Source organism: Catenibacterium mitsuokai (genome assembly GCF_025148785.1).
Lineage (GTDB): Bacteria > Bacillota_I > Bacilli_A > Erysipelotrichales > Coprobacillaceae > Catenibacterium > Catenibacterium mitsuoka.
Genome location: NZ_CP102271.1, coordinates 1,320,422 through 1,338,658 on the forward strand (window position 1 = coordinate 1,320,422; position 18,237 = coordinate 1,338,658).

An 18,237-nucleotide genomic window follows, 5' to 3' on the forward strand; every position below is an offset into this window, starting at 1 on the left:
ATGATCATAATAAATAAAAGACATTTTTATACAGAAATGGATGGGGGCTATGGTGTTTATTGGCAGTGTAAGAAAGAATCAGACTGTGCAATGATTGGCGATGATTCAGAAAACTATTTAGCCCGTACTTCTGTAAAATGGCTCCATAAGCTTGGTTTAAATGTGATGACTATGTCTCCTGCAAAAAAGGATTATGGACATCATAATTATCCATTAGAACGTATAGAGAAAGCTATAAGATGGTTAAAAACATCCGGTAATCAAAAGATAGGAATTGTCGGTGCCTCGACCACAGGAACTCTCGCTTTAACAGCCGCTTCTTATTTTGAAGATATCACACTTACAAATTGCAATGTGCAATAGAGTAGGACAAGAGAGTGAAATGAACTTCTCTGGAGAATCCATTGTAGTAGGTCCAAATGGGAAAGTTATTAAAAAAGCAAGTGATCAGGAAGAAATCATATATGTTGATATTGATTTGTCTGACTCCAAGAAAATAAGAGAAAGTAGACCCTATACACAGCTAAGAAGAACTAAATTTTATCAATAAAATTATCTTGCCATAAAGTAAGGTTTAGCCTTTATACTTGTAGTAAGGAGGTTTATTACTATGGGTAAAATATTAGTTGCTTATTTTAGTGCAAGTGGTGTTACAAAGCATGCGGCTGAAGAAGTTGCAAAGGTGGCAGGAGCTGATCTCTATGAAATCAAACCAGAAGTCCCATATACAAAAGCAGATCTTGATTGGATGAATAAGAAATCTAGAAGCAGCATTGAAATGGAAGATAAATCAACACGCCCTGCAATTATTAAAGATAATTTAGATGTATCAAAATATGATCATATTTACTTAGGTTTTCCTATCTGGTGGTATGTTGCACCTACAATTATCAATACATTCCTAGAAGCGTATGATTTCTCTAACAAGACAATTACTCTATTCGCCACATCAGGAAGCAGTGGTTTAGGAAATACTGTAAATGAATTAAAAGTATCAGCACCCAATGCACTCATTAAAGAAGGGTTATTACTAAATAATCTCACAACTCAAAAAGTCAAAGAATTATTGGCCTTATGATTATTCATAGGGCTTTTTTGATATAATAATGGAAAGGAGACATCATTATGGATAAAACAATGAAAATAACAGGTAAAGGAAAAGTATCAGTCAAGCCTGATATAATACGTCTTAATATGACAATGGAAGAATCATATAAGGAATATGAAGTCACATTAAGACAATCTAGTGAAACAACAAAAATATTGAAGGAGTTATTTGTTTCTCTAGGATTTAAAAATGATGATTTAAAAACTAGAAGCTTTGATATTAATACCAAATATGAAAGTTATAAAGCCAAAGATCAAAGCTGGAAAAAGAGATTAATAGGATATACATATACACATCATATGTTGATAGAATTTGATGCAGATAATAAGAAACTAGGTGAAATACTCTATGCTTTGGCACATAGTGTGATTACACCAGAAATCTCTATTGAATATACAGTCAGTAATCCAGAAAAGCATAAAGATAAATTATTAAAGAATGCGATATAAGATTCAAAGCACAAAGCTGAAGTCTTAGCAAATGCTGCAGATGTTAAATTAGGTGATATCGTATCTATTGATTATTCGTGGGGTGAAATCAACTTTGTCTCAGAACCTATACAGAATTTTGCATTCGCAAGTGCAGAAAAAACAACAGGTAGTCCTGGTTATGATATAGATATTGAAGCAGACGATATTGATGTTACAGATACAGTAACTGTGATTTGGAATATTAAGTAATGTACGAATAGCTAGGATTGAAAGGCGTTGAGATGTTTGACAATAATTGAACTTATTTCAGATCTGTGTGATAGCGAAGTACTATATGCTATAACAGATGGAGGCAGTAATAATACAATTCTTGATATAGAGGACTCTGAAAAGATACAGGCAACCTTACAGCTGACGAATGAACTCGTTAAAGGTCGAAAATCGGGTAAAGAAAAAGGTTGGCTAACATTAGAAGATGTAAAAAAATACTAGGTATTATCAAATGATTTATGACAAAGGAGATGTAAAATAATGAAGTTTAAAATTATAAAAGCGAATATTGTTGATGTTGCTTCAGATGCAATTGTTTTACCTGCAAATGAAGCACTTAAGGAAGGCAGTGGAACATCTAAGGCTATTTTCACTGCTGCTGGTAGAAAAGAGTTAACTAAAGCATGTAAAGAACTGGGGCATTGCAGTACAGGAAGTGCTATACCAACATTAGCCTATAATTTGAGTTCAAAATATATTATTCATGCGGTTGTGCCTAAGTGGATTGACGGAGAACATAGCGAGTATGACTTATTAAGTTCTGCATACTTAGCATCACTTAATATTGCAGAAGTGATGGGATGTGAGTCAGTCGCATTTCCACTTCTAGCATCAGGTAATAATGGCTTTGATAAGCAGCTCGCAGTTCGCATTGCTGAGGAAAGCATTAAATCATTCGAAGGTGTCAATCTAAAGAAAGTATTCCTAGTGGTTTATGGTGATACTATGGAAACTTATATGAAAAGCTTAGGTTATAATGTACTCGTTATCCCCGCTCATGTCAAAATGAATGATAAAAAGATCCATCATCAAGATAAACAGAAAAAACTGATTGCTGATGGAAAAGATGTTGCACAGGATATACTTGAAGCTCAATTAGAAAAAGCTATTGAATGGATAAAGAAACCAGAAAACCAAAAGATACTATTTGAAGCTGGCATAGCAGTATTCAAGTTAGCATTTAAGAAGATTAAGAAATAAACTTTAGTAATGATTGATGTGCCATTACGTTATGCACCATTTGGTGATAAGAAGTTTAAACTACTAAAACGTATTATGTAAAAATTCTTCACTTATAGAAATATACTTCTCAGTAAACAGACTATCCTTTTCCCAGATGAATTCAAAATTATGCTGGAGCTTAAAGTCATTTAATACAATTTCTTTTAATACACCTTTTTGTAGTTCTTCTTTAACTGCAATCTTGTAAATAAAAGAAATACCACAATCTTTCTTAGTCAAACTGATGATAGTATGCATATTTTCTATCTGTGTATAATGTATAAAATCAGAAATAGACAAACCACGTACTTTTAGACTTTCTTCAAGAATATGTCTAGTACCAGAACCTTGTTCTCGTACAAGAAGTCTTTCATCAAGAAGGTCATGTAAAGTATTGGGTATATTCTTAAACTCATGTGATGCAGCACAGACGGCAATATAGTCCTCTGTGCTGTATTTTTTATGACTATATTTCTCTTTTGGATAATTTCCTTCCACAATAGCCATATGAATCTTACCTTGATCTAATAACTTTAATAATTCTGCTGTATTTCCATAATGAAGATGCAGATTCATTTCAGGATGATGCTTGATAAAATCAGCTAATCTATCCACTATCGCGTACTCACCAATTGTCATAGTTACACCAATCGACAATGTTTCTATCATTCCTTCATGACTTTTTATCTCTTTTTTAATATTCTTCTCATCATTCTGCATAGTCATCAAATATTTTCTTAATATCTTTCCGGAATGTGTTAATGATAACTGTTTATTTGAATATACAAAGAGTGTTGTTTCATATTCTTCTTCTAAATAATGAATATGCTGTGATACAGCTGGCTGAGTAATATGTAGTTGTTTTGCAGCAAGCGTATAGTTTAATGTCTCACATACTTTTAAAAAAGTATGAATACGATACTAAAGAATATCGAAAAGTGGCTATTTAAGCCACTTTTTTATGCGTGTTTAAACTGATTTAGTTGAGAAAGATAACAAATAGGTAACGAAGAATTAATAAAAAAAGAGCTATCTTTCGATAGCTCCGCAGACAGGCTCACTTAGAGTACGACTGTCGCTAGTTTCATAATAAAATACTTGGGCAAGTCTTTTTATTACGTTCTCTATTATAAAATCAGAATTAAATTATATCAAGAACAAGTCTGAGTGAATGATCACTAGACTTTTATTTTGTTTACTTCAGTCCATAATCTATTCTTTGACTCATTGGTGTACACATCAAATGTAATATCGTTCATTCTGTGGCCTAATACCTTCTTTCGGATATAGACATTAAGGTTATTCATTTGGCATAGCGTAGCGAATGTTTTACGCGTATCATGCATTGTATGATGTGTATTCAATAGCTTGTTTACTTTAATCAATACAGTTCTAGTAGTAAAATTAGCATAAGTTACATCTACCAGTCTCTTCTCGGGCTTTAATAATTCATCGATAACAAATTGCTTGATATCATCATGGATAGGCACGATTCTATTTTTTCCAGCCTTTGTCTTAGACCCGGTGATCATATAGCTTATGAGTCTTTCAGTGCCGTCATCATCGCATTTTTCATCAATATGAATATTATCTCTATTGATATTCAGCAGTTCATTAATTCTTACACCAGTATAGATAAATATCAGCATTATATGCGCTTCTGGAGTATCAGCTTTCTTTAATGTTAGTATTTCATTAATAGTATAAGGTCTATGCATATCAGACTCTTCATACTTAGCAATTCTTATATAAGAAGTATAATCATCATTACGCTCAATATACTGATTAACAACAGCATATCTAAATACCTTTGTGCATATCGTCTTCATATGTACCTGTGTACTGTGGTTAGATCCATCTTCATCAAATACATCCTGAATCATTCTCAGAGTTATCTGATCTATCTTTAAATAATGCAGCTTCTTCAGATGTTTAATTGCACCATGCATACTATTCTGTGTTTGAGATGACAACAAAGAAAACTCGTCCTTATCAAGAATATAATATATATCCAAGAATGTAGGCACTTTCTTACTCATCTTATCCTGAACCTTTTGATATACCTCAGGATCAATCTCCATTGCTTCCTTCTTGCTTATCGTATTATTCACAGTAAGAGAATACAAAGACAATGCATTAAGCGCTTCTTGATACGTTTCAAACGTTCCAATTACTAATCTTTTCTTTTCTCCATTTGTCAGATTTCTTTCATCCAATGTAACTTTTGCGCAAAACGGCTTTCTTCTTCTGCCGCTAAGCTTTACTACCGTCCCTGATCCATTAGGACGTCTTTTATACTTTACCATAATCATATTCCTTTCTTGATTGCCTCAAGCGTACTAATTATGGTATAATTGAGTACGCAAAAGGACTATTTACTCGATACAAACTTTTGCTCGACCAATACTGTTCCCGCAGTATTGGTCTTTTTTAGTAGTTTTTTACCAAAAATTTTAAAGTAAGCTTGAACTGGTAGTCTTCTTCACTTACTAATCCATTATTATGCAATATCTTGCAAGGGCCACCGTGTATGATAAGAGTTGGATTATATATCTTATTAGCCTTTGTCCATTCCCTTATTCTCTTGCTGTATCTTTGAGGCACATAACTTAATCTACATAACTTAGCAAATATATACATAGCATTAGGATCATGCTCATTCTTATTATCTGTAAGAATATTAAAGTCACATGTTCTATATACATCATATTTAAAAAGTACCTTGCGGTCACCAAAGTTATCAGCAAAGTAATCCATTGAAATTGGTGCTACTTTCTGCATATATCTCTTTATTTCATCCTGAGAATATGCAGCAGAAGTTAACTCCATTTCATAGTAAGTAGTATTGTCTTTAGTTGGCTGTTGTGGTTCTTTAAATAGTTCACTGAAAAATCCCATGTTGTTTTCCTCCTTTCGCCCATTTTATAAATGGGCTTTTTTTACTTTTCATCCATCTTTTTTTGGATTTTTTGTGTGAAATCATTAATGTCAGCTTCATACATAGATATTAGTTTTACTAAATCAATTGATGAAATATTATTTCTGCCATTCTCGATTTCAGATATCCATGATTTTGTTTTACAAAAACGATTAGCAACATCTTCCATTGTATAAGAAGTATTTTTTCTAAGCTGTCTCAATAGCATACCTTGATATTTTAATAGCTCAGATGTGTGCTCATCTTCTATTTTTTTCTTCTTCATCAAATACACCTCCTGTATATAATATAACAAAAAGAACATAAATAATGTATAAAAATACATTAATTCTGTAAAAAAGTTCTTAAAGTACATTGACAATGTATTTAGTCGATAGTACACTATAAATGTACAAGGAGATGAATGCAAATGAACGAACAAATCAGATTAACCCCAAAAGCAATCCGTATCAATATGGGGTACTCACAATCTCAAATGGCATCAGAAATTAATAAGTACGTGCCAATGGATGAGCGAAAGTACAAAGAAAGAGAAAACAAAATTTCTAAATGGACCGGTCTAGAGATCATTGCTTTTGCAAAAGTCGCAAATATATCAGATATCAGAATCATTAAATTAGATTAATTTTTTTAATCTATTTGTACATCATAAATGTATTTTATATCATGCCCACATACAGCCATATCACTAACCATTTTTTTAAACTATCCCATAGAATAAAAGTAAAAGTTTTGTATCGAGTATCTTTTCATTAAGTTAAATGACTATCAATAAGTGGTATGGATCTATGTGGGTGTGATTACAAGGAGGTGATGGAAAATGCGAACAGCAAATAAAAATGAATACTCAATGAGTATTCAGGAGGCAATGGATATGACAGGAATGTCCAGGAACTTCATTCTTAATGCAGTAGAACAGGGTAAATGGCCAGGTACTGTTATTACAGTAAAGGGTCGTAGATCGGTTCATATTCCAAGAATTGCATTTATGCATTATCTAGGCATATCTGAAGATAACAATTAAATATTAAACAAATTTATAGGCATCTAAGGCCGGAGGATTGATATTTTTTCTAAGACATTAGTTATTTTCATTAATTTTCACTTTCGATATAGAACCTTTGTAGGATGGATGCATGTAGCTTTTACTGGTCCTCCGGCGCTAGATGCCTATGAATAATTAGAATCCAAAGAAAGGAGGATTAAACATGCTTAAGGAGAAGAAGACTTATGAACTATTTTTCTGTGATCCTGATGGAGCACGTAGAAAGATAGATACTATTCCTGATTATTGTAAAGCCGTTGTAACCGCAAGAGGATATTCTACCAGTTTTAAGAGTGATGTAATCATTCATGAAGTATCGGGAAATAAGATGACAGGTAGAATGATGCTCTACTCATATGCCTCAGGGCAATGGTGGAGACCTCTAAATAGCTAAAAAAAATGGAATGCTAAGCGATAGCATTCCGGTGTGTCTTTAAGCGAATTCTGAATGAGCCTCTTTTCGAGGCAACTTCATTATAACAGATATTGAAGAAAAAAGGAGCGATTTTGAATGAAAAAATTAAATAAGAATAGGGCGTTATGCCTTTTATCAGATGTATGCATATTAGTGATTCTAATTTCCATGGTTCTTACAGGGAACAACTGGAACTCAACAGAAGTGAAAGTCTTCTGCTGCAGTTCTTTGTTCATGAATATGCTGTTCGTGCAGTATTTCTTGATTATGGGAGGTAGATAACATGGATCTAGAGTTACAGAAAGAGATGTTTGCTGATCATATCGCAACTCTCAAGGATTATGGTGATATCAAGGTTCTTGATTTCCAGAAGCCTGAAAGCAACTACTACAGAATCAGATTCATATTTGAAGATGACCATGACAGAGTGCATATCTCTGGTGATCTTGGCGAGCTGATTGCCTATAGCTATGCCGGCCTAAATTTTAGAAACTTCATAGATTGGTGCCGTCGAGATTCTATCTTTTTCAAGCTTAAGGTGAAATGCAGTAGTCATCCTCTCTACACATATGATAGAGAACTTGCTGAAAAACAGCTTCTTCAAAAGACAAAGGATAACTATACGCTCGATAGAATTGCTGATTACTTCGATGTATGTGAACCTGAAGATGCAGTCAAGCCTTTTATAGAAAAGGTTTTGGATGGTTTCAGTGATACAGAAGGCATCTGTGAGATAGGAGAAAGAACACTTTTGAATATAGATTATTCAGCCTTTGACCCTATTGATGAAATCGGATTAGAAGAAGGCCCTGATGTTTTTGATGTCTATCTTATGGCTTTCAAATTGGCATATAGACAGCTGCAGGAGAAGGGAGTGGTGAAGTGATGCATAAAGTATCTCATGCTCCAATGGAGATGATGCATAAGAAGGTGGTAAGAGATATCACCAAGGCGATTGATCATACATATTATGGTGCATCAATAGAAGATGTCTCTTACTCAGAAGAGATTATTGATGATATGGATATCATTTCTACTATTCATATAAATGGTGCTAATGGTTCACACTTTAAGGCTCAGGAAAAAAATCTTCCTGAGTATGAGATGCTTGAGTGGATCATGCATCAGTTTTTAAGATTTCTAAGGGAGGAGTCACTATGATGGCAGAAATTGATACAGCAATATTGATAGGCAGCATCAGTGATATAAGCGAGTTGGAGTATTTAAAGGATATCATTGATGCAAGAATAAAATATCTAAAAGAAGGCACTGTCAGAGCAGTAGTGAGCGCTGCACTGGAGGAGGAATAGACAATGGATGTATTTGGATTATTAATATCGATATTCCTTGCACTCATTACCAGTATCAACATTATTGGTATATTAGCAAGTTTCAACGCAATCAGAAAATATCAAGAATCATTAGATATTCTTCACGAATGCGAGGATATCCTGTCTATCTTGGAAAAATATAGAAAATAGGGGTGATGAACTCTGACTGCTGAACAGATGGAAGCGGTCTTAAGTGAATTTCTGAATGAGATGAAGTATGAAGAAAAGGCCCCCAATACTGTAAAGCAGTACAGAAGGGCATGTACTAATTTCTTGTCCTCTATTGAAGATAAGAACAAGGAAGTTAAAAAGGATGATGTGATGGCTTATAAGAGCAAGATGCTTGATGAATATAAGCCATCCACTATTAATGTTTCTATTATCTGCATAAACAAGTTTTTACGCTACTGTGAGACGGAATCATTGGAGAGGGGACAACGCTCAAGGATGGAAGTAAAAACCATCAGAGAACAGCGTGTATCATCTCTTGAGGATGTACTGGAACCGGGTGAACTTAAAAGACTTTTAAAGTATTCAAGAAGGCTTGGATATGATGACATATATCTTATTATCAAGATTTTTGCATATACAGGAATAAGATGTCAGGAGCTGAAGGATTTCACTGCAGAGAATATGAAGCACACTATTATCAGAACCAATTCGAAAGGAAAGGTTCGAGAAATCATTTTAAGAGATGATCTGAAGAAAGAGATTAACCAGTACATGAAGAGACATGGAATTACTGGTGGTTATGTATTCAGGAATGATGATAATGATGGATTGATTCCTTATCAGACTATATACAGAAAGCTTCAGAAGGTTGCTGGAGCCGCGAAGGTCAATAAGAGGAAGGTTCATCCTCATTCCTTCAGACATCTGTTTGGCATAGTGTTCATGCAGCAGGGCGGTAATATAGACGAGCTTGCTGATATCTATGGACACTCATCACTGGAAACTACACGTATTTATCTGCGCACTACTGCGAAGATGAAAAAGGAGAAAATGAGCAGACTGAAGTACTAAAAATACTGCTCAAAACGCTTTAAAATACTCCAAAAACACTCCAAAAGTATTGTTTCAAAAATATCGTAAAAAACATTGATGTATACTACATATTTTCAAGAAATCGGAGTGAGAGATAACATAGGGTTATCTTACACGCATTTTATACGTTCTGAAGGTCCGACAGAAGCCCTCAGAACTACATACTAGATTACCTACATTCTAGATTAAAAGCACATTCTAGATTATCTACAGTTCTAGTCAATTCTGTCAGATTCTGAATGAAAGGATGACTGTTATGGGTTGGATTGGAATAAACAGGGATATCATCAACTCCAACATATACAAGGATCATGGAGCAATGAGAGTCCTGCTTCATCTATTACTCACTGTCAACTACTCAGCCGTCGAATGGCAGTCAATCACAATTGACAGAGGTGAGACAGTCACATCACTTAAAAGACTTTCTGAAGAGCTTGGAATGTCCAAAAATACTCTTCTTAAATCATTATCAGCCCTTGAGTTTTCAGGGGAGATAGCCAAAAAAACCACGAACAAATATACACTCATAAGAGTAGTCAACTACGACTACTGGACACACATGTTTGTATCAGATTCGGAAAATAACAAAAATAGCGGTTCAAAAAATGAACCACAAGGAAATGATTGCGGTTCAAAAAATGAACCGTTGATGTTCAAAAATTGCACCACTGCGGTTCAAAAAATGAACCGTTGCGGTTCAAAAATTGAACACAATATAACAAAATACAAGAATAATACAAAAAAACAAAAACACTCTCAGGATGCGGAGCATCCTTGTGAGAGTGAAATGTGTGATTTTCTGAAATCTAAGGGTTTTGGTGAAGAAGTAGCAAAAGCAGCATTTCTTTCCTGTGATGCATTTGGTTTTGAAAAAATCGGTAACTGGAAAGCTTTCTGCCTGAAGGTTGCTAGAACAAAGCAGGCAGACATCAAACCTTTGCCTACCAAACCGAAGAGAAAGAAAGAGCACAGACAGGTGACTGAGGAAGACAAGGCAGAGTTAAAAAAGTTGATGGAAGACCTAGGAGGAAATTTATGAAATCACTCATAAACAGTCGGGATAAGAAAATGGATAGACCAGAAATGTTTGAAAATTTCATTGATGCATTATCAGCATCAGACGTATCGGGCAAGTTGAAAGTAATGCTGCTAAAAAAAGGGATTGATATGATTCAATCTGCAGAATGCCTGCAGTATCTTCAGAGGCTTGATGATCTAGACAAGATGTGCATCTTGAATGTCGCAGAAGACAAGAAAAGGGGCGCCAGCGCATGATCAGCAATCTCAATTTTGACAATCTAAGCGCAAATACAAATACAGTTCTTGGACTGATCATTGACCAGTGCGTAGACAGAAGAGTGCCTCACTGTACTTTCTCAATGACGGCACTAAGAGATAAAACTAAATTCTCAAAACAAAGGATTCAGATGAGTCTCAAGCAGCTTGAGGACCTTGGATATATCAATATTTCTAGAGTTCCGATGGGTGGGTACAGATACTACCTGGATGGCGAATCAATCGCTATCTATACAAATGAAGTTGAAAAGTATTCAGGCAGCACACGCTTATAATTGATTAAAAAATAACAATAGTCTCAAGCAAAGTGACTTTGTTCGATATTTTACATGCACATCTCATGCGTGCAGCTGCTTTGGATAAATATTAATCAGGAGGAAAACATGGAAAAGGAAACAGCAATAGAGTGTCTTGATAGGATAATCGACAGACTGAGTGATGATCAGTTCGGATATCTTATCGGCGCAATCGGATATTTAAAGGATTACATCAATTCTAAGGAATAAATACTACGGCATCATGGTCTTTTTAAGCTTATAACATTTAGAAAGAGTACTTTCTTTATACTTCAGAATGATCCTCGCATGATCATGGTGCCGTAGCGATTTCTATTACATGCAATTTGAAAACAAACCAAACAGTGCTTCATGATTTCACGACTTCGTGAGAACACACCACATCTCTCTCTAATTTTGCTAAAGAAATCATGTGCACTGGGAAGGTAGAAAGAAGGAATTGAAAATCAATTCGACAGAGTAAAGGAATTCTTTCTACTCTTCTAGAAAGGAGGAGCAATGAATTATCTGGTATTGATATTCATATTATTCATTGCGGTATATGCATCATTATGAGCAAAAAAAAATATACAAAATTGAAATACGATGGCTTTCAAAGCTATCTGAAGATAGAAGAAAGACTTTTTGATGGATGGCACTGGCAGTTTGAATTTGAGAACGGATGGGTAGTCAGTGTAATCAAGCACAGATACTCATACGGAGGCAAGGATGACCTGTTTGAAACCATGCAGTATAAAAAACAGGGATTTTGTGAAGGTGAAGTACTTGGTGGTATGAGCAATAATGAAGTGCTAAAGCTTCTAAGAATAACAAAAGATTTAAGATAGGAGAAATAAAACTATGGGGAATCATTTAAGAACATGCAGATATAATGATGAAAACTATCTTTTTCATTGTTTTGAATATCGTTCAAGCATAGTTCAGCCATCAATTGCAGTTGGTGGACATCCAGGAGAACAGGTAAGTAGACTATTCGCTCTAATCGAAGATGAAAAAGGCAATATCTTCAGAGTAGATCCTACAGCAATTGTTTTTACTGATAATGAATTTAGAAATTATTTTTTTCCGGAGCCAAAGAAATGAAACAGGAACAGATATGGAAGTTCTGGAAAAACGGCAGAAGAGAAGGGACTTTTTTTGAAGTCTCCAACACAGGCCATGTCTTAAAGCATTATAAAAATGGAACGACTAATATGTGCAGCCCATTCTTAAGAAAGCCACAGATAAGAATGGGCCATTCTCCAATACTTTATGTAAAAGTCGATAACAAAGATATGAATCTAGCTAGAATCGTATATGAGGTATGGCATGGGCCAATCTATAAAGACTGCAGAATCATCCATAAGGACGGCAACTACAAGAATAATCATCAGGCAAATCTTCTGATGGTAACAAATGAAGAAGCAGGAAGGATAGGCGCTTTAAGGCAGAGAAAAGGCAAGCCTATCTATAATGCTGAGACAGGTGATATATACAGAAGTTCAAGAGATGCTGCACTTAAAACATATATATCACGTATGACGGCGCTTGAATATGTGAATGGCAAAGTGTTCAGTCCGTTAGTTCCAATGATGTTCGAAGAGGATATGAGAAAAGTTGCTGCTGCATATAAAAAAGTCAGAAATAGAGGAAGTTTCAACAAAAAGAACAAATTCGAAGTAATTGCGAATGCTCTTACTCCTGAACAGTATGAAAGACTAATGAAAAATATTGAATTACTGTGTTGGGATGAAAAGGTAAAAAGATATTACTGAAGGAGGATGGATCTAGATGAAGTATATAATTGACAATATCAACAGAATGGCTGGAAAGTATACTCCTCACCAGGTCTTTGCTGACTGGGTGGAGATGTCAGCATTATCAATTGCACAGAGTATCGAACCAGTTGAAGAACGTGAAGAAGCTTTCTTCAGTATCGCAAGAAAATACAGTGAAGATGATTTCTTTACACTTGGATGCATGCTAGGACGTCTTTCTTTTCTTCTGGAGAACGGCCTAGATGATTATCTAGGGAAGATCTACATGGAATTAAGCACCGGAAACAGTCATACAGGTCAGTTCTTCACTCCATTTCATGTATGTGAGATGATGGCAGGCGTTGCGTTAGCTGACTATGATGGAGAAACTGAATATCTTAATGAGCCTTCTTCTGGTGGTGGAGCAAACATACTTGCATACGCAAAGGTAATGAAAGCAAAAGGGTATAACTATCAGCGACTATTGGAAGTAAAAGCACAGGACTTGGACTATAAGTGCGTATACATGACATATGTGCAGCTTTCACTAGCAGGAGTGAATGCAGAGGTCGTTCAAGGAAACAGTCTTGAAGGGAAGCATAATGTAGTGCTGCATACACCTATGTATTTAATGAGAGGTGGTTTAAGTGTTAAAGGACGAAATAATCAATAGAGTATTAAACTCTATGAAAATGCTGAATGGAGAGGAACTGACAATGCTGCGAGGGGTATTGCTTGTAGCACTTGATGGTGTCGAAGTAATCAGAACAAAAAATCAAATTTCGACAGAAGTATTAGATGACAATGAGCTTATCCAGAGATTTCTTATTCAGAAAAAAATTGACGGTTTATCAAAAAGAACCATTGATTACTATAGAGTAACACTTGAAAAATGGCTTCATTTCTACATCAAAAAAAGCGTTCTTGAGTGGACTAGAGATGATGTGAGAATGCACTTTGCAAGAAGAATGATTGATTATCCTGATGTTTCTAAAGTGACTATAAATAATGACAGGAGAAACTTCTCGTCTTTCTTCACATGGCTCATGGATGAAGGCTATTTGAGGAACGGCAATCCAATGAAAGCCATGAAGAAAATAAAAGTAGATAAAGTTATTAAGGAGCCAATTCCTGATGATCAAATTGAAGTGATGCGTGACAAGCTTGCAGAAAAGAAGAGCGCCAATAAAATAGGCACAAGATTGTGGCTGAAAGCAGTGAGAGACCAGGCAATTTTTGAATTATTACTTACAACAGGATGTAGAATCGGAGAATTGACTACTGCTAAAATAAAGGATTTAGATTTAGAACGTAAAGAAATTAAGGTATTTGGTAAAGGTGCAAAAGAAAGAGTGTGCTATCTAAATACTTTAAGTGTACTCAGGATGCAGCAGTGGCTTGAAGCTAGAAAAGACATAGAGAATGAATATATATTCGTTTCTTGTGATAGTGCTAATGGAAAAAAAGGAAACCATGCAAGACTGCAAATAAGCGGCGTAGAAATAAATATCAGAAAACTCGGAAGAGAATGTGGCTTCGAAAATATACATCCTCATAGGTTCAGAAGAACTGCAGCAACTACCGCCTTAAGAAAAGGCATGCCAATAGAACAGGTACAGTTGATGTTAGGTCATGAACAGATTGATACAACAATGATCTACGCTAAGACTGACACTAAGAGTGTTAAATACTCACATGATAAATATATGTAATGGAAGGTGATTATATGAGTTACAGCATTGGTATTTATGTAAAGGTTGAAGGATGCAATAAATATGCAGAGATTGCATACCCTGATTATTCTTCTCCTACTTACAATCTAGGAAAGCTATTTAGAGCCTGTATGGATTGGAATTTTAAAAGTAGTGAATATTATAGATGTGATTATGTAATGGAACGTATAGATAAAGGAATTAAAGAAATAGCATATAATTCTGATGAATATACAGAATTGCTGCCCAGCAATGGCTGGGGAACAATGTCCAGTGCTCTAAATACGTTGGATTCCATCAGAGAATGTATTCTAGAACAGGCTGAAGATATTCCAGTTGATTGCATGTATATGAAATGGGAGTGATTGTGAATGACATATAATGAAATTTTAAGAATGGTTAAGAATGCAGTGGATAATGAATGGTACCGTGGAAATGATTATGAAAATTTAAAAAAGGTTATTCTTAGGTGTGCAACTGATATATATATTGAACAAATGAAAGCAGGAACACCTAAAGATGATTAAGTTTTCAAATATAGAGTCACCATCTGTAGGAAGACTTCATGCCATTCAAAAATTAGGATTAGGTAAGACATTAGAAGAACATGAAAAGCGTGAGTTGTATAAAGAATACTTAGAAATAAATGAACGTTTGGAACGCCAGAGACTTATTGATTTCCTTACTTTAGGAAAAGAAGGAGCAATAAAAAAGAACCTAGGCAAATTGAATCTTATGATTGAGGAAATAAATCAAAAGGAGAGTTCAAAAAAATGATTAAACCAACACTTCAGAAACCTATCACAATAGGCAGCTTACAAAAATATTCTATGGAATTAGAAGCATTAGTACATTCTCTTGAATATGAAAGAAGTGGGCTGATAAAGGCATACAATGAATTGGCTGATGAACTTGATAAAGTAAAAGAAGAAAATGAAGTCTTAAAAAGTGAAATAAGAGGAGACACTAGTTTACCTTTTAAATTAAAGCTAGATGATGCTTATGTTTTTTCTAGTCCGATTACTTTTTATAACGATTCTGTAAAAGAATGTTCATCAAATTGTGAAGCATGTGAACGAAATTGTATGGAGGATCTAATAAAATGTATAAAAGACCAAAAATAGAAGATTTTATCGATGATCCTGATAGAAACGGCTCTGACGGATGTACTGTTGTATTTTGCCAGGATGAAGAGGAAGAATACTTAGAGGCACTTGAAAAATACTGCGATTTTCTTGAATCTATTGGTGGTGCTCAGGTTTTGTTAAGAGCTAGAGAAGAAGAAATTGAAGAACTGAGTAGATGTGTCAAAGCATACGATAATGATATTATTGATACTAGACATGCTTTATTTATGGCAATTGAAGATGCTACAGATGGTTTAGTGGATTGGAAGAAATATGTAGATAAGCGTAATGCACGTGAGTTATATGAAATATGTAAACTTTACTATACTGACATTAATACCTCAAATAGAGAAACAAAAACAATGGTACTGTTCTACAACTTGCTAGCACAGGAGGAGTCAAAATAATGATTGTAACAGATGATCTAGATGAATATGTAGCTCTTAAAGGTTTAATTAATCATTGCTCATATACATATGAGAGTGATACTTGTTGTCAGAATTGCAAACTCAAAGAAATATGCAGTGTAGCTTTAGGCTGCTCAACTTTTCAAAATTTCAAAGTAAAATATGAGCCGCATTATGATGTTTCTGAAGAAACTCCAAGAGAATTAGAAGCCAAAACATTAGATGAATGGAAGAAAGACGGTGATAAAATTGAACTTACTTTTTAAATATGCAATTACATACTTTTATAAAAGTGGATACATCTTCAAACTGCATGCACAGAATAAAACCGAATTAGAAGTACTCAAAGAAGGATTCTATGAATGCAAAGATAAGTATCTTTATATTTCGCATGCAGTCGTCACTTATTGGGTTACAGGAATCGTTGCAGATGTGTGGTTGTAGGAGGAGTAGTGATCAGTGTCAAGGTTCATTGAAGTGTGGTCATTATTTAAATGTCCAGAAAAAAGAAGCGATTATTTTAAGATGAGAAGATACTTTTCTCTTATCAATTTAGATAACGTAACATATAGACTTGAAACTAGAAGAGGATACAAGTATAGCAAATGCATATCTTTCTATTTTAATGATGACAAGATATTTGAAGAAAGATATCTTGATGATACTCTTGCATTCAAAAGACTTAACTATATAAATGAATTCAATATTGATAAGGATTTTGATGGAGTAATTGAATTCGAAAACAAAAAGTATGATACTAAAGATATAGTAATGATTAAGCATACCGGTCCTTATAAGATTTATGCAGGTAAGACAAAAAACTTCTACAGGTTAAAGTTGCAAACAAAAGAGACATTTATAACTATAGTTAATGAAGGATTAACAGATGGATTTAATTTTATAAGCAGCATTCAAAGAAAATACATTAGATGATCATCAAGGAGGAATCAAATGAGTAGAGTCAAAGAGCAACTAGAAAATTATAGATTTCTAAAAGAGCGAGTTGAATACTTAGAAAATAGATTAGTAAATGTTAAAGCTATTAGTTATTCTTCTTATGGCTCTACTGGCATTCCTAAGACTAAACAGGATTTGATTCTTGAAAAGGATGAACTCATTAAAGAGATGGATGAGACTAGAAGACTTGTCTATTCAATTAAAGATACAAAGCTTAGATGTATATTGTGCTATCGCTATCTTGATGGCATGACTATTGAACAGGTAGCAGATGAAATGAATTATTCAGCTCACCACGTCTGGAAAATGTTAAGAGATGCATTAAGTGAGTTAGAAAATGCACATAAATGCACATAAATGCGTGAAAATGAGTGGAAATGATAGTTTATGTAGTTGAATGTCATGTTATCAACATTATATAGTTAAAATGTAGAAATAGTTTGAGAGAGAACTATAATTCCAAAGCGCTCATAGTAGCGCTTTTTATTTTGTGAGGATTAATTATGGCACAAGGAATGAGAGGTCACTGGCATCAGTTTTATGAGGATCATTACGAGATTAAGTATGATGATGAACGTCATTGTGATAAGAAGATTGTGTTCTACAGATGTATGATCTGTGGACGTGAGCACGTTGACGTATACTTCAGTAAGCATATAGATGCTAAACATAAGTCTACTAAAGCATTAGAAAAGAACAAAAGGAAACATCATGGCTAGAGGATACAGACCTGACCAGGATAACGCTGGACATAGAAGACAGTTTCTTATTAATAAGAAAAAGATACTTGCTACACAAACTGTCTGTGGTATATGTGGCAAGCCTGTTGACTTCACTAAGAAGTATCCTCATCCAATGTCTCCATGTATAGACCATATCATTCCAGTAGCTAAAGGCGGTCACCCTAGTGACATGGACAATCTTCAGCTTGCGCATTGGATTTGTAACCGTGAAAAGAGTGACAAGCTTTTCAGACGAATAGAAGTAAAGAGAGACAGTCAGATAATGAACGACGATCTTCCTCATAAGGTAGATTGGACTACATATAAGGCATCTTAAGACCATTTTTATTGATGGTCTTTTTTGTTGCCAAAAATAGGGGCTATATGACCCCCTAAGTCC

36 protein-coding genes and 2 pseudogenes are annotated in these 18,237 nt (G+C 34.6%); 33 read left to right on the forward strand and 5 right to left on the reverse strand.

The genetic code is table 11. From position 1 onward, the window contains the following. From NQ499_RS06595 to NQ499_RS06620, 6 genes and pseudogenes are all read left to right on the forward strand, one after another. Positions 1-363, forward strand: coding sequence for an alpha/beta hydrolase family protein (locus tag NQ499_RS06595; RefSeq protein ID WP_006506385.1), 363 nt, complete (start codon positions 1-3; stop codon positions 361-363). Positions 364-382: 19 nt separating this feature from the next. After that, a complete protein-coding gene (locus NQ499_RS06600) occupies positions 383-550 on the forward strand; it encodes a nitrilase-related carbon-nitrogen hydrolase (protein WP_259848794.1) in 168 nt (55 codons plus the stop codon). Between the two features lie 60 nt (positions 551-610). Then, positions 611-1,078, forward strand: coding sequence for a flavodoxin (locus tag NQ499_RS06605; RefSeq protein ID WP_006506383.1), 468 nt, complete (start codon positions 611-613; stop codon positions 1,076-1,078). A 59-nt stretch (positions 1,079-1,137) separates the two neighbouring features. After that, positions 1,138-1,788 (forward strand): annotated as a pseudogene (locus NQ499_RS06610) (SIMPL domain-containing protein). 36 nt (positions 1,789-1,824) lie between these two features. Next, positions 1,825-2,031: a hypothetical protein gene (locus NQ499_RS06615; RefSeq protein ID WP_006506381.1), complete on the forward strand. Its 207-nt coding sequence runs from the start codon at positions 1,825-1,827 to the stop codon at positions 2,029-2,031. A gap of 39 nt (positions 2,032-2,070) precedes the next feature. Continuing rightward, positions 2,071-2,790 (forward strand): macro domain-containing protein, encoded by a 720-nt coding sequence (locus tag NQ499_RS06620; RefSeq protein ID WP_006506380.1) that lies wholly within the window; start codon positions 2,071-2,073, stop codon positions 2,788-2,790. Between the two features lie 63 nt (positions 2,791-2,853). Here NQ499_RS06620 and NQ499_RS06625 read toward each other — a convergent pair whose 3' ends face one another. The 5 genes and pseudogenes from NQ499_RS06625 to NQ499_RS06640 all read right to left on the reverse strand — a co-directional run bounded on the left by NQ499_RS06625 (position 2,854) and on the right by NQ499_RS06640 (position 6,014). Next, positions 2,854-3,537 (reverse strand): LysR substrate-binding domain-containing protein, encoded by a 684-nt coding sequence (locus NQ499_RS06625; protein ID WP_006506379.1) that lies wholly within the window; start codon positions 3,535-3,537, stop codon positions 2,854-2,856. A 33-nt stretch (positions 3,538-3,570) separates the two neighbouring features. After that, positions 3,571-3,726: pseudogene (locus NQ499_RS13680) on the reverse strand (LysR family transcriptional regulator); the annotation flags it as partial. 263 nt (positions 3,727-3,989) lie between these two features. Continuing rightward, complete coding sequence (locus tag NQ499_RS06630) at positions 3,990-5,117, reverse strand: tyrosine-type recombinase/integrase (protein ID WP_040390057.1); 1,128 nt, start codon at positions 5,115-5,117, stop codon at positions 3,990-3,992. A gap of 124 nt (positions 5,118-5,241) precedes the next feature. Next, positions 5,242-5,709: a hypothetical protein gene (locus NQ499_RS06635; protein ID WP_006506377.1), complete on the reverse strand. Its 468-nt coding sequence runs from the start codon at positions 5,707-5,709 to the stop codon at positions 5,242-5,244. A 41-nt stretch (positions 5,710-5,750) separates the two neighbouring features. Beyond that, on the reverse strand, positions 5,751-6,014 hold the full coding sequence (locus NQ499_RS06640) for a helix-turn-helix domain-containing protein (protein WP_040390056.1): 264 nt from the start codon (positions 6,012-6,014) through the stop codon (positions 5,751-5,753). A 144-nt stretch (positions 6,015-6,158) separates the two neighbouring features. On the opposite strand from NQ499_RS06640, the gene NQ499_RS06645 reads away from it, so the two are divergent. The 27 genes from NQ499_RS06645 to NQ499_RS06775 all read left to right on the forward strand — a co-directional run bounded on the left by NQ499_RS06645 (position 6,159) and on the right by NQ499_RS06775 (position 18,174). Then, on the forward strand, positions 6,159-6,374 hold the full coding sequence (locus NQ499_RS06645; RefSeq protein ID WP_040390055.1) for a hypothetical protein: 216 nt from the start codon (positions 6,159-6,161) through the stop codon (positions 6,372-6,374). A gap of 195 nt (positions 6,375-6,569) precedes the next feature. After that, positions 6,570-6,773 (forward strand): MerR family transcriptional regulator, encoded by a 204-nt coding sequence (locus NQ499_RS06650; RefSeq protein WP_006506374.1) that lies wholly within the window; start codon positions 6,570-6,572, stop codon positions 6,771-6,773. A gap of 184 nt (positions 6,774-6,957) precedes the next feature. After that, the gene (locus tag NQ499_RS06655; protein ID WP_006506373.1) at positions 6,958-7,188 is read left to right on the forward strand and encodes a hypothetical protein; all 231 of its coding nucleotides are present in this window, start codon (positions 6,958-6,960) and stop codon (positions 7,186-7,188) included. Positions 7,189-7,492: 304 nt separating this feature from the next. Then, complete coding sequence (locus NQ499_RS06660; protein ID WP_006506371.1) at positions 7,493-8,095, forward strand: hypothetical protein; 603 nt, start codon at positions 7,493-7,495, stop codon at positions 8,093-8,095. Next, positions 8,095-8,370 (forward strand): hypothetical protein, encoded by a 276-nt coding sequence (locus NQ499_RS06665; protein WP_006506370.1) that lies wholly within the window; start codon positions 8,095-8,097, stop codon positions 8,368-8,370. Before NQ499_RS06660 ends, NQ499_RS06665 begins: the two co-directional genes overlap by 1 nt. After that, complete coding sequence (locus NQ499_RS06670) at positions 8,367-8,519, forward strand: hypothetical protein (protein ID WP_006506369.1); 153 nt, start codon at positions 8,367-8,369, stop codon at positions 8,517-8,519. The genes NQ499_RS06665 and NQ499_RS06670 overlap by 4 nt, the downstream gene beginning before the upstream one ends. A gap of 3 nt (positions 8,520-8,522) precedes the next feature. Next, entirely contained in the window at positions 8,523-8,690 is a 168-nt protein-coding gene (locus NQ499_RS06675; protein ID WP_006506368.1) for a hypothetical protein, read from the forward strand. Between the two features lie 27 nt (positions 8,691-8,717). Then, a complete protein-coding gene (locus NQ499_RS06680; RefSeq protein WP_006506367.1) occupies positions 8,718-9,563 on the forward strand; it encodes a tyrosine-type recombinase/integrase in 846 nt (281 codons plus the stop codon). 277 nt (positions 9,564-9,840) lie between these two features. Continuing rightward, a complete protein-coding gene (locus NQ499_RS06685; RefSeq protein ID WP_040390054.1) occupies positions 9,841-10,623 on the forward strand; it encodes a hypothetical protein in 783 nt (260 codons plus the stop codon). Beyond that, positions 10,620-10,859: a hypothetical protein gene (locus tag NQ499_RS06690; RefSeq protein ID WP_006506365.1), complete on the forward strand. Its 240-nt coding sequence runs from the start codon at positions 10,620-10,622 to the stop codon at positions 10,857-10,859. Before NQ499_RS06685 ends, NQ499_RS06690 begins: the two co-directional genes overlap by 4 nt. Next, the gene (locus NQ499_RS06695; RefSeq protein ID WP_006506364.1) at positions 10,856-11,155 is read left to right on the forward strand and encodes a MarR family transcriptional regulator; all 300 of its coding nucleotides are present in this window, start codon (positions 10,856-10,858) and stop codon (positions 11,153-11,155) included. The genes NQ499_RS06690 and NQ499_RS06695 overlap by 4 nt, the downstream gene beginning before the upstream one ends. Positions 11,156-11,263: 108 nt before the next feature. Beyond that, positions 11,264-11,386, forward strand: a complete 123-nt coding sequence (locus NQ499_RS06700) for a hypothetical protein (protein WP_259848460.1) — start codon at positions 11,264-11,266, stop codon at positions 11,384-11,386. A gap of 341 nt (positions 11,387-11,727) precedes the next feature. Then, the gene (locus NQ499_RS06705; RefSeq protein ID WP_006506362.1) at positions 11,728-12,003 is read left to right on the forward strand and encodes a hypothetical protein; all 276 of its coding nucleotides are present in this window, start codon (positions 11,728-11,730) and stop codon (positions 12,001-12,003) included. A gap of 13 nt (positions 12,004-12,016) precedes the next feature. After that, entirely contained in the window at positions 12,017-12,259 is a 243-nt protein-coding gene (locus NQ499_RS06710) for a hypothetical protein (RefSeq protein WP_006506361.1), read from the forward strand. After that, entirely contained in the window at positions 12,256-12,930 is a 675-nt protein-coding gene (locus NQ499_RS06715; RefSeq protein ID WP_006506360.1) for an HNH endonuclease, read from the forward strand. Before NQ499_RS06710 ends, NQ499_RS06715 begins: the two co-directional genes overlap by 4 nt. Before the next feature lie 16 nt (positions 12,931-12,946). Next, positions 12,947-13,585, forward strand: a complete 639-nt coding sequence (locus tag NQ499_RS06720; protein ID WP_006506359.1) for an N-6 DNA methylase — start codon at positions 12,947-12,949, stop codon at positions 13,583-13,585. Then, a complete protein-coding gene (locus NQ499_RS06725) occupies positions 13,560-14,624 on the forward strand; it encodes a tyrosine-type recombinase/integrase (protein WP_006506358.1) in 1,065 nt (354 codons plus the stop codon). The genes NQ499_RS06720 and NQ499_RS06725 overlap by 26 nt, the downstream gene beginning before the upstream one ends. Before the next feature lie 14 nt (positions 14,625-14,638). Then, positions 14,639-14,989, forward strand: coding sequence for a hypothetical protein (locus tag NQ499_RS06730; RefSeq protein WP_040390062.1), 351 nt, complete (start codon positions 14,639-14,641; stop codon positions 14,987-14,989). 6 nt (positions 14,990-14,995) lie between these two features. Beyond that, entirely contained in the window at positions 14,996-15,151 is a 156-nt protein-coding gene (locus NQ499_RS06735) for a hypothetical protein (RefSeq protein ID WP_006506356.1), read from the forward strand. Next, on the forward strand, positions 15,144-15,401 hold the full coding sequence (locus NQ499_RS06740) for a hypothetical protein (protein WP_006506355.1): 258 nt from the start codon (positions 15,144-15,146) through the stop codon (positions 15,399-15,401). Before NQ499_RS06735 ends, NQ499_RS06740 begins: the two co-directional genes overlap by 8 nt. Continuing rightward, on the forward strand, positions 15,398-15,748 hold the full coding sequence (locus NQ499_RS06745) for a hypothetical protein (RefSeq protein WP_006506354.1): 351 nt from the start codon (positions 15,398-15,400) through the stop codon (positions 15,746-15,748). Before NQ499_RS06740 ends, NQ499_RS06745 begins: the two co-directional genes overlap by 4 nt. Then, positions 15,727-16,158 carry a hypothetical protein gene (locus NQ499_RS06750; RefSeq protein WP_006506353.1) on the forward strand — a complete coding sequence of 144 codons (432 nt, stop codon included), beginning with the start codon at positions 15,727-15,729 and terminating at the stop codon, positions 16,156-16,158. The genes NQ499_RS06745 and NQ499_RS06750 overlap by 22 nt, the downstream gene beginning before the upstream one ends. After that, positions 16,158-16,424, forward strand: a complete 267-nt coding sequence (locus NQ499_RS06755) for a hypothetical protein (RefSeq protein WP_006506352.1) — start codon at positions 16,158-16,160, stop codon at positions 16,422-16,424. Before NQ499_RS06750 ends, NQ499_RS06755 begins: the two co-directional genes overlap by 1 nt. Positions 16,425-16,617: 193 nt before the next feature. Beyond that, positions 16,618-17,091, forward strand: coding sequence for a hypothetical protein (locus NQ499_RS06760; protein ID WP_040390053.1), 474 nt, complete (start codon positions 16,618-16,620; stop codon positions 17,089-17,091). Positions 17,092-17,109: 18 nt separating this feature from the next. Beyond that, complete coding sequence (locus tag NQ499_RS06765) at positions 17,110-17,472, forward strand: DUF1492 domain-containing protein (RefSeq protein WP_006506349.1); 363 nt, start codon at positions 17,110-17,112, stop codon at positions 17,470-17,472. Between the two features lie 146 nt (positions 17,473-17,618). After that, positions 17,619-17,834: a hypothetical protein gene (locus NQ499_RS06770; protein WP_006506348.1), complete on the forward strand. Its 216-nt coding sequence runs from the start codon at positions 17,619-17,621 to the stop codon at positions 17,832-17,834. Beyond that, positions 17,827-18,174, forward strand: a complete 348-nt coding sequence (locus NQ499_RS06775) for an HNH endonuclease (RefSeq protein WP_006506347.1) — start codon at positions 17,827-17,829, stop codon at positions 18,172-18,174. The genes NQ499_RS06770 and NQ499_RS06775 overlap by 8 nt, the downstream gene beginning before the upstream one ends. Positions 18,175-18,237: the final 63 nt, after the last annotated feature.

What these genes read in the sequence shown, in the direction of transcription:
- NQ499_RS06690 (WP_006506365.1), top strand. Translation starts at nt 10,620, where the DNA reads ATGAAATCACTCATAAACAGTCGGGATAAGAAAATGGATAGACCAGAA.
- NQ499_RS06620 (WP_006506380.1), top strand. Translation starts at nt 2,071, where the DNA reads ATGAAGTTTAAAATTATAAAAGCGAATATTGTTGATGTTGCTTCAGAT.
- NQ499_RS06705 (WP_006506362.1), top strand. Translation starts at nt 11,728, where the DNA reads ATGAGCAAAAAAAAATATACAAAATTGAAATACGATGGCTTTCAAAGC.
- NQ499_RS06695 (WP_006506364.1), top strand. Translation starts at nt 10,856, where the DNA reads ATGATCAGCAATCTCAATTTTGACAATCTAAGCGCAAATACAAATACA.
- NQ499_RS06700 (WP_259848460.1), top strand. Translation starts at nt 11,264, where the DNA reads ATGGAAAAGGAAACAGCAATAGAGTGTCTTGATAGGATAATCGACAGA.
- NQ499_RS06605 (WP_006506383.1), top strand. Translation starts at nt 611, where the DNA reads ATGGGTAAAATATTAGTTGCTTATTTTAGTGCAAGTGGTGTTACAAAG.
- NQ499_RS06675 (WP_006506368.1), top strand. Translation starts at nt 8,523, where the DNA reads ATGGATGTATTTGGATTATTAATATCGATATTCCTTGCACTCATTACC.
- NQ499_RS06765 (WP_006506349.1), top strand. Translation starts at nt 17,110, where the DNA reads ATGAGTAGAGTCAAAGAGCAACTAGAAAATTATAGATTTCTAAAAGAG.
- NQ499_RS06715 (WP_006506360.1), top strand. Translation starts at nt 12,256, where the DNA reads ATGAAACAGGAACAGATATGGAAGTTCTGGAAAAACGGCAGAAGAGAA.
- NQ499_RS06665 (WP_006506370.1), top strand. Translation starts at nt 8,095, where the DNA reads ATGCATAAAGTATCTCATGCTCCAATGGAGATGATGCATAAGAAGGTG.
- NQ499_RS06600 (WP_259848794.1), top strand. Translation starts at nt 383, where the DNA reads ATGAACTTCTCTGGAGAATCCATTGTAGTAGGTCCAAATGGGAAAGTT.
- NQ499_RS06745 (WP_006506354.1), top strand. Translation starts at nt 15,398, where the DNA reads ATGATTAAACCAACACTTCAGAAACCTATCACAATAGGCAGCTTACAA.
- NQ499_RS06650 (WP_006506374.1), top strand. Translation starts at nt 6,570, where the DNA reads ATGCGAACAGCAAATAAAAATGAATACTCAATGAGTATTCAGGAGGCA.
- NQ499_RS06595 (WP_006506385.1), top strand. Translation starts at nt 1, where the DNA reads ATGATCATAATAAATAAAAGACATTTTTATACAGAAATGGATGGGGGC.
- NQ499_RS06655 (WP_006506373.1), top strand. Translation starts at nt 6,958, where the DNA reads ATGCTTAAGGAGAAGAAGACTTATGAACTATTTTTCTGTGATCCTGAT.
- NQ499_RS06775 (WP_006506347.1), top strand. Translation starts at nt 17,827, where the DNA reads ATGGCTAGAGGATACAGACCTGACCAGGATAACGCTGGACATAGAAGA.
- NQ499_RS06625 (WP_006506379.1), bottom strand. Translation starts at nt 3,537, where the DNA reads ATGACTATGCAGAATGATGAGAAGAATATTAAAAAAGAGATAAAAAGT.
- NQ499_RS06685 (WP_040390054.1), top strand. Translation starts at nt 9,841, where the DNA reads ATGGGTTGGATTGGAATAAACAGGGATATCATCAACTCCAACATATAC.
- NQ499_RS06720 (WP_006506359.1), top strand. Translation starts at nt 12,947, where the DNA reads ATGAAGTATATAATTGACAATATCAACAGAATGGCTGGAAAGTATACT.
- NQ499_RS06735 (WP_006506356.1), top strand. Translation starts at nt 14,996, where the DNA reads ATGACATATAATGAAATTTTAAGAATGGTTAAGAATGCAGTGGATAAT.
- NQ499_RS06730 (WP_040390062.1), top strand. Translation starts at nt 14,639, where the DNA reads ATGAGTTACAGCATTGGTATTTATGTAAAGGTTGAAGGATGCAATAAA.
- NQ499_RS06660 (WP_006506371.1), top strand. Translation starts at nt 7,493, where the DNA reads ATGGATCTAGAGTTACAGAAAGAGATGTTTGCTGATCATATCGCAACT.
- NQ499_RS06710 (WP_006506361.1), top strand. Translation starts at nt 12,017, where the DNA reads ATGGGGAATCATTTAAGAACATGCAGATATAATGATGAAAACTATCTT.
- NQ499_RS06635 (WP_006506377.1), bottom strand. Translation starts at nt 5,709, where the DNA reads ATGGGATTTTTCAGTGAACTATTTAAAGAACCACAACAGCCAACTAAA.
- NQ499_RS06680 (WP_006506367.1), top strand. Translation starts at nt 8,718, where the DNA reads ATGGAAGCGGTCTTAAGTGAATTTCTGAATGAGATGAAGTATGAAGAA.
- NQ499_RS06645 (WP_040390055.1), top strand. Translation starts at nt 6,159, where the DNA reads ATGAACGAACAAATCAGATTAACCCCAAAAGCAATCCGTATCAATATG.
- NQ499_RS06640 (WP_040390056.1), bottom strand. Translation starts at nt 6,014, where the DNA reads ATGAAGAAGAAAAAAATAGAAGATGAGCACACATCTGAGCTATTAAAA.
- NQ499_RS06740 (WP_006506355.1), top strand. Translation starts at nt 15,144, where the DNA reads ATGATTAAGTTTTCAAATATAGAGTCACCATCTGTAGGAAGACTTCAT.
- NQ499_RS06750 (WP_006506353.1), top strand. Translation starts at nt 15,727, where the DNA reads ATGTATAAAAGACCAAAAATAGAAGATTTTATCGATGATCCTGATAGA.
- NQ499_RS06755 (WP_006506352.1), top strand. Translation starts at nt 16,158, where the DNA reads ATGATTGTAACAGATGATCTAGATGAATATGTAGCTCTTAAAGGTTTA.
- NQ499_RS06670 (WP_006506369.1), top strand. Translation starts at nt 8,367, where the DNA reads ATGATGGCAGAAATTGATACAGCAATATTGATAGGCAGCATCAGTGAT.
- NQ499_RS06630 (WP_040390057.1), bottom strand. Translation starts at nt 5,117, where the DNA reads ATGGTAAAGTATAAAAGACGTCCTAATGGATCAGGGACGGTAGTAAAG.
- NQ499_RS06770 (WP_006506348.1), top strand. Translation starts at nt 17,619, where the DNA reads ATGGCACAAGGAATGAGAGGTCACTGGCATCAGTTTTATGAGGATCAT.